We start from the raw sequence: 7,423 nt of genomic DNA, 5'->3' as shown, positions 1-7,423 counted from the left end.
GGGTGGTCATGCGGGCCTTCCGGTGCGGGTGTGCGTGATGGTGGAGCGGGAAGCTGGTCGCCGGCGGCGATCAGCGCTTGTCGAGCACGGCCGAGACCTTCTCGCCCGCGGTCTGCAGCAGCAGCACGCAGACGATCACGATCACGATCGTCGAGTACATGAGGGGGTAGTCGTACTCCTGGTAGCCGAAGCGCAGGGCGAAGTCGCCCAGCCCTCCGCCGCCGACGATGCCGAGCACCGTGGAGTAGGAGATGAGGCTGATCGAGGCGGAGGTGAGTGCGTAGACGAGGCCCGAGCGCCCCTCGACCAGGAGGAAGTGCACGACCGTCTGGAACACATCCGCCCCCATCGACCTCGCGGCGTGCAGCACGCCCGAGGGCACCTCGAGCAGGATCTGCTCGACGAGCCGGGCGTAGAGCGCGATGCCGACGAAGCAGAGCGGGAAGGTGGCTGCTCCGGTGCCGAAGGTGGTGCCGTAGAGCAGTCGCGTGAGCGGGATGAGGAAGACCACGAACAGCAGGAACGGGAACGAGCGCACGACCGTGACGTACATGTTCGCGACCGCCCAGATCGGGCGGTGCTCCTTGGGGCCGCCCGGGCGCGTGAGGTAGATGACCACGCCGAGCGGCAGGCCGACGAGCACCGCGGCGGCGAGCGAGAACGCCAGCATGAAGCCGGTCTCGGCCATCGCGATGCCGATCTGGTCGGCGTTGGCGCTGAGGGAATCGAGGAAGCCGCTCATGCGCCCAGCACCCGCTGCGCGTGCTCGAGGTAGCTGTCGCGCCGCTCGCGGGCGGCCGAGCGGGCAACCGGGAAGACGCTGCGCAGCGCGCCGTCCTCGAGCACGGCGGCGCGGTCGGCGATCGCGGCGACCGAGTCGAGCTCGTGGGTGACGAGCACGACGGTGGCGCCGAAGTCGCGCCGGGTGGCGGCGAGCAGCTCGAGCACATCCTCTGTGGCGCGGGTGTCGAGCGAGCTGGTCGGCTCGTCGGCGAGCAGCAGGCCCGGTCGGGTGACGAGCGCGCGGGCGATGGCGACGCGCTGCTTCTGGCCGCCGGAGAGCTGCGCCGGGTAGTGGTCGGCGCGGTCGGCGAGGCCGACGTAGTCGAGCAGCTCGGCGACCAGCGCCGCGTCCTGCGTGCGCTGCAGCTTGAGCGGCAGCGCGACGTTCTGCCGCGCCGTGCGGTTGCCGAGCAGGTTGAAGCCCTGGAAGATCATGCCGATGCGGCGGCGCAGCAGCCGGATCTCGCGGCCGCTGAGCCGCTGCGGGTCGGTGCCGTCGATGACGACACGCCCGTCGGTGGGATGCGTCGCAGCATCGAGCAGGTTCAGCAGCGTCGACTTGCCGGCGCCCGACTCCCCCACGATGCCGATGATCTCGCCGCGCTCGATCTCGAGCGTGACCTCGTCGAGCGCGGTGACGTTGCCGTACTGCACCGAGACGCCCTCGAAGGCGGCGATGGGGCCGGACGACTGCACAGGAGTGCCTCTCTCGCGAGCATGGTGGGGTTGTTGCGCTGAGTACAACAATACCGGCCCGACATGCTTCCCCGCGCCACGCGCAGTGCGCCGATGTGATCGATACGGTCGACGTATGGCCCCGACGAACTCCCACGCGCGCGGGCGAGCCGGCGCCGCCCACCGGCGCCCCGCATCCGTCGCCTTCATCTGGAGCGCGCTCGCGGCCGACGCCGTGCTGGTCGTCGCCTTCGCAGCGATCGGACGGGCGACGCACGACGAGGGCGTGCTCGGGCCACTCGGCCTGGGCCTGGCCACGACGGCATGGCCGTTCCTCGCGGCGCTCGGCCTCGGCTGGCTGCTGTGCCTCGGCTGGCGCGCTCCCCTGGCTCCGCTGCGCGCCGGTGTGCCGATCTGGCTCGTGACGGTGGTGGGCGGGATGCTGCTGCGCGCGCTGAGCGGGCAGGGCACGGCGGTGCCATTCATCGTCGTGGCGACGCTGACCCTGCTCGCGCTACTGGTCGGCTGGCGCGCCATCGCGGTCTTCGTGCGGCGCGGCGGGCGCAATCGGGCCGCGACGGACGGCAGGGTCTCCTCATGACATCGGAGCAGCGCGTCGTCCTCGCCGCGAGCGAGCACGAGGAGTGGAGCCGCTTGGCGCGTGACATGGCGGGCCGGATCTCGAGGCTGCTGCCGGAGGCAGTAATCGAGCACATCGGCTCGACCTCCGTGCCCGACCTCCCCGCGAAGCCGGTGGTAGACCTCGCCGTCGGCATGCCCGCCGACCGCGTCGACGAGGCAACCGAGGTCTTGGCGCAGCACGGGTTCGACCATGAAGGTGGCCGGGCCGGCCATACCTGGCTGAGTTCGCCCGATCGCTCAGCTCGCGCCTACGTGATCCACGTCCTCGATCTCGACGGCACCGGCTGGGAACGGCGCCTGCGCTTCCGCGACATCCTTCGCACCGATGCGTCGGCTCGAGCCAAGTACCTCGCGGTCAAGCAGCGGTCTGCGGCCTCCTCCGTCGGATGGGACGACTACACGCAGTCGAAGACCGCGATCGTGTCGGAGCTGCTCGGGTCATGATGCGAAGAGCGCTCGGTCAAGCTTTGACGGCGGCGCGCTTGGTGCGAGGCTTCGGCTGAGTCGCAAGCTGGCCGGCAGCGATCATCCGCTCGTAGCTCTCGAAGAGGGCGCGCTGCCGATCGAGTTCATCGACGCTGCCCTTGAGGCCGAGCACCGCGTCGACCGCGGCGTCGAGCTTCCGGTGCGCCTGCAGCAGCTCCGGCGCCATCGCCAGCGGGTTGTAGTGATCGGCGAGCGACCGCTCGGGCCGGAGCGCACGGGCATCGAGCACGGTCTGACCGCCCGCGATCATCGCGGAACGTTGCGCGCTGCTCAGCGCAGGCAGCGGGAACGTGTTCCAGACCTGGGTGTTGGAAAAGCGCAGCCGAGATTCCAGCTTGCCACCGGTCGTGCGCAACCACGTCATGAAGAGCGACGACGAGATGACGGCGAACGCAAGCCCATCAGGATCCTCGGCGGTGTAGTTCAGATTGCTGCTGATGACCTCCGGACCGAAGCGCCCCGCGGGCAGGAACAGACGGTTCTCACTGGAGACGCTCGGCACCATCAGATGCGGAATCTCAGCGTGCGAGCGATACCAGAAGAGGTGCGGCGTCGCCGCGGCGTCTCTGGCCTGCTTCGCCTTGCTCTCCAGCCGCCAGGTCCGCACGGCATCGATCCGCGACTTGAGCCGCTGCGACTTCGCGAGGTCACCGGGATCGAGATCGACCAGCCATAGGCACCATCGCATCTCGCTGTGGATCAGCTCCCTCGCTCCCAAGTAGCGGCGCAGGTACTTCGTCGCGACAGGGTCCGATGCGAACTCCTGCGCCACATCCCGTTCGATGATCAGGTGCCCGCCGTCCCGAGGCACGTTGCCGAACACCATCGGCGGCAGGTCTGAGCCGATCGGCCCGCGGCTACGCTGCTCGACGAGCACTCTTGGACCGTCGACCAGATACCCGTTGATGCCGTGCTTCACCGGCACACGATGCGGTTCACCACGAAGCTCGTCATAGTCGAAGAGCCATGCGGCGCTGCTGGTGGCCCGGTCGAAGCCGACGACCACGCAGTGGACAGCTGCGGCGCCGGGCGCCTCGCTCGTCCAGGCGAACGTACGGTGCGCGAACTTGATGCGCCATCCGGCGCCGAACACAGCACCGAAGAGGGCGGGCACCGGCTCACCCTGCGTGATCGAGTTCGTGGAGACGAACGCGAACTGCCCGTCGTAGCCGTCACGCGCGAACAGGTCGAGCGACTTCGCATACCAGCCCGTTACGTAGTCGAGGCGTCCGATGTCCTTGCGGTGCCACGCGTCGCGGAGGTCTTGAGCCTGCTCCTCGCTGCGACTGGCATGCCCCAGGAACGGGGGGTTGCCCATGACGTGGAGCGACGTCGTCGGCGGCACCACAGACGTCCAGTCGACGCGCAGCGCGTTGCCGACGACGATCGTCTCGATCTTGTCGAGCGGCAGTGCCTCCGGCGCCTGGCCGAGCGCGAGCTCCATCGCCTTGTTCGCCTGGTGGTCGACCAGGTGCATCGCGGTGGCGGCGATGCGTGCCGGCCACTCCTCCAGTTCGATGCCGTGGAAGCTGCTGAGCCGCACCGGCAGGTCCTCATCGACGAAGGCCAGCGTCACGTCGGCGCTGCCCAACTGCTGGAGTCGCTGCAGGATCTCGAGATCGAGCGCGCGCATGTCGCGGTAGGTGACGACCAGGAAGTTTCCGCACCCGCACGCGGGGTCGAGGAGCCGCATCCGACCCATGTCGTCACGCAGCTTGCGCAGCCCCTTCGCATCGTGGAACCCGTCGGCGAAGCGCTGACGCAACTCGTCGAGGAACATCGGCCCAATGAGCTTCTGGATGTTGGTCTCGGTCGTGTAGTGCTCGCCGAGCTCGCGCCTCGCCTTCTTGTCCTTCACCGCCTGGAACAGCGAACCGAAGATGGCGGGCGAGATCTCAGACCAGTTGAACATCGCCGCCGCCAGCAGCCGCTCGCGCATCGTGCGCTCGAAGCTCGGGATGCTCAGCGGCTCCTCGAAGATGCCGCCGTTGACATAGGGGAACCGCTTGATCAGCTCGTCGAGGTTCGTCTGGCGCCGCTGCGGCTCGCGCCCCATCACCTGGTAGAGCAGGGACAACTGCGGCCCGAGGTCGCTGCCGTCCTCTGCAGTGCGGGTCTCGAGGAACTCGAGGAAGAGGTCGCGCTCCCATACGCCCGCGTCGTCGGCGTACAACGCGAACAGCGTGCGCACCAGGAAGACGCTCGCCTCGTGATCGTCGTAACCCGAGCCGCCGAGCGCCTCGTACAGCGAGGCCATGAGCCGGGCGGCGTCGATCGACGCCCGCTCCTGCTCCTTCGAGCCGAAGGCGCGCTGGCCGTAGCCGGCGAAGAAGGCCAGCCGGTCCGCGTGGTCGCGCAGCTCGGCGAGATCGAACTCGAGCACGTCGTCGCCCTCGGCGGCCAGGTCGAGGATCCGGAAGCGGCGGAAGTCCGAGGTGATGACCCAGTTCGGCACCTCTGGGTCGGAGAGCGCGTCGATGTAGTCGAGCGCCTGCCGCTCGGCCTCGGCGAGATCCTTGCCGGCGCTCTTCATCTCGATCAGCGCAACACCTGGGATGAGCGCGTCGATGTAGCCCTGGGCGCCTGTCGAGGAGCGGCGCGAGCGCTTCTCGTAGAACGCCGCGCGCGTCTTGGTGATGCCATAGACGCCGAGCAGGTCCCGCACGAACGACTGCGCATCCTGCCTCTCGTCACCCGGCGCATCCGCCCACTCGAGCGCGAAGCGCGCGGCGCGGTTGCGGATCTCGTTCAGCGAGAGGGATTTGGCCACAGCCCGACCCTATGCGAGCGCACCGACGGGGAGGTCGCCGCGCCGCGGCCGCTCGAACCAGCGCCCACCAGTCGCCTATACTGGACTGAGTTCAACAATCCCTCCAGCGCGCTGACCGCGCCGTCGAGCAGAGAGCAGCATCCCCATGAAGCACACCCGAATCGGCGCGCTCGCCGGCACCATCGTCGCCGCACTGGCACTGGCAGGCTGCAGCGCGGCCGCGCCGACCGAGAACACCGATGCGGCCGCCGAGCCGACCGTGCTCCAGGTCGCCGCGGTGCAGTCGCCGATGACCGACGTGGTGCTCGCCGCTGCCGAGGCGATCGAGGACGGCTATGAGATCGAGATGGTCGAGATCGCCGACTACATCACCGCCAACGTGGTGCTGCAGCAGGGTGAGGTCGACGCGAACTTCTCGCAGCACGAGCCCTACATGCAGGAGTTCAACGCCGGCAACGACGGCTCGCTCGTGGCAGTGCAGCCGGTGTACAACTTCGTGATCGCCTTCTACTCGAGCTCGATCGACGACATCGCCGACCTGCCGCAGGGCGCGACGATCGCCGTGCCGAACGACGGCTCGAACCTCGGCCGGGCGCTCGCGCTGCTCGACGCCGAGGGTGTCATCGGCCTCGACCCCGAGATCGACCCCTACCAGGCGACGATCGTCGACATCGCCGAGAACCCTAAGGACGTCGAGTTCCTGGAGGTGCCGATCTCGTCGCTGAACACCGCGTACGAGGAGGCCGACCTGACGTTCCAGTGGCCCTCGCACATCGCCGCTCTCGGCCTCAACCCCCAGGACGACGGCCTCATCACCGAGCTCGACGACCGCTTCACCCTGCAGCTCGCCGTGCTTGAGGAGAATGCGGACAGCGCGGCGACCGAAGCGCTGCGTGCTGCGTTCACGAGCGACGAGGTGCGCCAGGTGATCGAGGCGAACGAGACGATCGAGGTCAGCTTCTGAGCGACGCGCGCTCCCAGCAGGCGAGTACCCTCGCGGCGTGAAGCATGAGCCCACTGTGCCACTGCCTCTCGTCGCGCGCAGCGGCGGGGTCGCCCTGGCCGGCAGCCTCTGGGTGCCGGCCGGCGACCCGCTCGCGCTGCTCGTGATGCATCCCGGCTCGGGTCCCGCCGACCGCGACAACGGCGACCTCTTCCCGCGCATCCGCACTCCCCTGCTGCGCGCGGGCATCGCCGTCGCCTCGTTCGACAAGCGCGGCGTCGGCGGCTCCGAAGGCTCATGGCTCGAAGCAGGCATCGAGCGGCAGGCCGCCGATCTGCTCGCCGGCCTCGGGTCCGCCGCAGCGCACGTGCCCGGCGTGCCATGCGGCACCTTCGGCCACAGCGAGGGCGGATGGGTCGTGGTCGATGCAGCCGATCGCGCGGCGCTGGGCGAGATCGCTTTCGTCATCACGAGTGCCGGACCCGCCGTGCGCGCCGGCGTCGCCGAGCGATTCGCCAGCACACGCACACTCGACCGGATCGCGCGCAGCGATGCGGACCGTGCCCGAGCCGAAGCAGCGGTCGACGCGTTCTTCGCGCTCGCCGAGGCCGGTGCGACGCACGCGCAGATGCTCGCGCTCGTCGACGAGCGCGGCGACGAGCTGGCGCATCTGCTCGAGGGCGATGTCCCCGACGAGCGCCTCTGGAGCCTGTTCGTGCAGTTGGCCGCCTTCGACCCGCTGCCGCGCATGCGTTCCCTGCGCGTGCCGATGCTCGCGATCTTCGGCGCCGACGATGCGCTGACGCCCACCGCGGCGAGCGTCGAGGCGCTGCGCGCGGCCGTCGATCCGGCGCTGCTGCAGCTGGCCGTGCTGCCCGGCGCAGGCCACCGCATGGCGCACGCGGGCGAGCACGACTTCGCGGCCGGCTACCTCGAGACGATCATCGCCTTCGTGCTCACGCACAGCCGCTGACGCCGCCATCACGCCGCGTCTGCGTCGCTGCGAAGGTTCAGCCGTTCGATGCCCCACGAACTCATCGACCAGCGCCGCCAGCGCGCCGCTGCCGACGAGGTTTCCAGGCAGCCGCGGCACCTCTGCGATCGGCGCGCTCGCGTGCGCCAGG

The 7,423-nt window shown here is 69.4% G+C and carries 7 protein-coding genes; 4 read left to right on the top strand and 3 right to left on the bottom strand.

The window, feature by feature from the left end; translation table 11 throughout:
* Positions 1-70: 70 nt before the first annotated feature.
* Together J1M46_RS02525 and J1M46_RS02520 are read right to left on the bottom strand one after the other, a co-directional pair.
* On the bottom strand, positions 71-742 hold the full coding sequence (locus tag J1M46_RS02525; protein ID WP_206446386.1) for a methionine ABC transporter permease: 672 nt from the start codon (positions 740-742) through the stop codon (positions 71-73).
* Entirely contained in the window at positions 739-1,479 is a 741-nt protein-coding gene (locus tag J1M46_RS02520) for an ATP-binding cassette domain-containing protein (RefSeq protein ID WP_342384236.1), read from the bottom strand. Before J1M46_RS02520 ends, J1M46_RS02525 begins: the two co-directional genes overlap by 4 nt.
* A gap of 115 nt (positions 1,480-1,594) precedes the next feature.
* Here J1M46_RS02520 and J1M46_RS02515 point away from each other — a divergent pair, with 115 nt between their 5' ends.
* Both J1M46_RS02515 and J1M46_RS02510 read left to right on the top strand, forming a co-directional pair.
* A complete protein-coding gene (locus J1M46_RS02515; protein WP_206446384.1) occupies positions 1,595-2,059 on the top strand; it encodes a DUF3054 domain-containing protein in 465 nt (154 codons plus the stop codon).
* A complete protein-coding gene (locus J1M46_RS02510) occupies positions 2,056-2,544 on the top strand; it encodes a GrpB family protein (protein ID WP_206446383.1) in 489 nt (162 codons plus the stop codon). Before J1M46_RS02515 ends, J1M46_RS02510 begins: the two co-directional genes overlap by 4 nt.
* 16 nt (positions 2,545-2,560) lie before the next feature.
* Here the strand turns inward: J1M46_RS02510 and J1M46_RS02505 are convergent, their stop codons facing one another.
* On the bottom strand, positions 2,561-5,356 hold the full coding sequence (locus J1M46_RS02505; RefSeq protein ID WP_342384235.1) for a DNA methyltransferase: 2,796 nt from the start codon (positions 5,354-5,356) through the stop codon (positions 2,561-2,563).
* Between the two features lie 145 nt (positions 5,357-5,501).
* On the opposite strand from J1M46_RS02505, the gene J1M46_RS02500 reads away from it, so the two are divergent.
* Together J1M46_RS02500 and J1M46_RS02495 are read left to right on the top strand one after the other, a co-directional pair.
* Complete coding sequence (locus J1M46_RS02500; RefSeq protein WP_206446382.1) at positions 5,502-6,320, top strand: MetQ/NlpA family ABC transporter substrate-binding protein; 819 nt, start codon at positions 5,502-5,504, stop codon at positions 6,318-6,320.
* A 37-nt stretch (positions 6,321-6,357) separates the two neighbouring features.
* A complete protein-coding gene (locus tag J1M46_RS02495; RefSeq protein WP_206446381.1) occupies positions 6,358-7,272 on the top strand; it encodes an alpha/beta fold hydrolase in 915 nt (304 codons plus the stop codon).
* Positions 7,273-7,423 lie beyond the last annotated feature (151 nt).

It is taken from the genome of Agrococcus sp. KRD186, from assembly GCF_017168255.1.
GTDB lineage: Bacteria > Actinomycetota > Actinomycetes > Actinomycetales > Microbacteriaceae > Agrococcus.
The sequence above is the reverse complement of the archived record's forward strand: the minus strand, read 5'-3'. Positions and strand labels throughout refer to the sequence as shown.

Excerpts from the sequence above, each read along its gene's own strand:
- J1M46_RS02500 (WP_206446382.1), top strand. The coding sequence starts at position 5,502 with ATGAAGCACACCCGAATCGGCGCGCTCGCCGGCACCATCGTCGCCGCA.
- J1M46_RS02525 (WP_206446386.1), bottom strand. The coding sequence starts at position 742 with ATGAGCGGCTTCCTCGATTCCCTCAGCGCCAACGCCGACCAGATCGGC.
- J1M46_RS02515 (WP_206446384.1), top strand. The coding sequence starts at position 1,595 with ATGGCCCCGACGAACTCCCACGCGCGCGGGCGAGCCGGCGCCGCCCAC.
- J1M46_RS02510 (WP_206446383.1), top strand. The coding sequence starts at position 2,056 with ATGACATCGGAGCAGCGCGTCGTCCTCGCCGCGAGCGAGCACGAGGAG.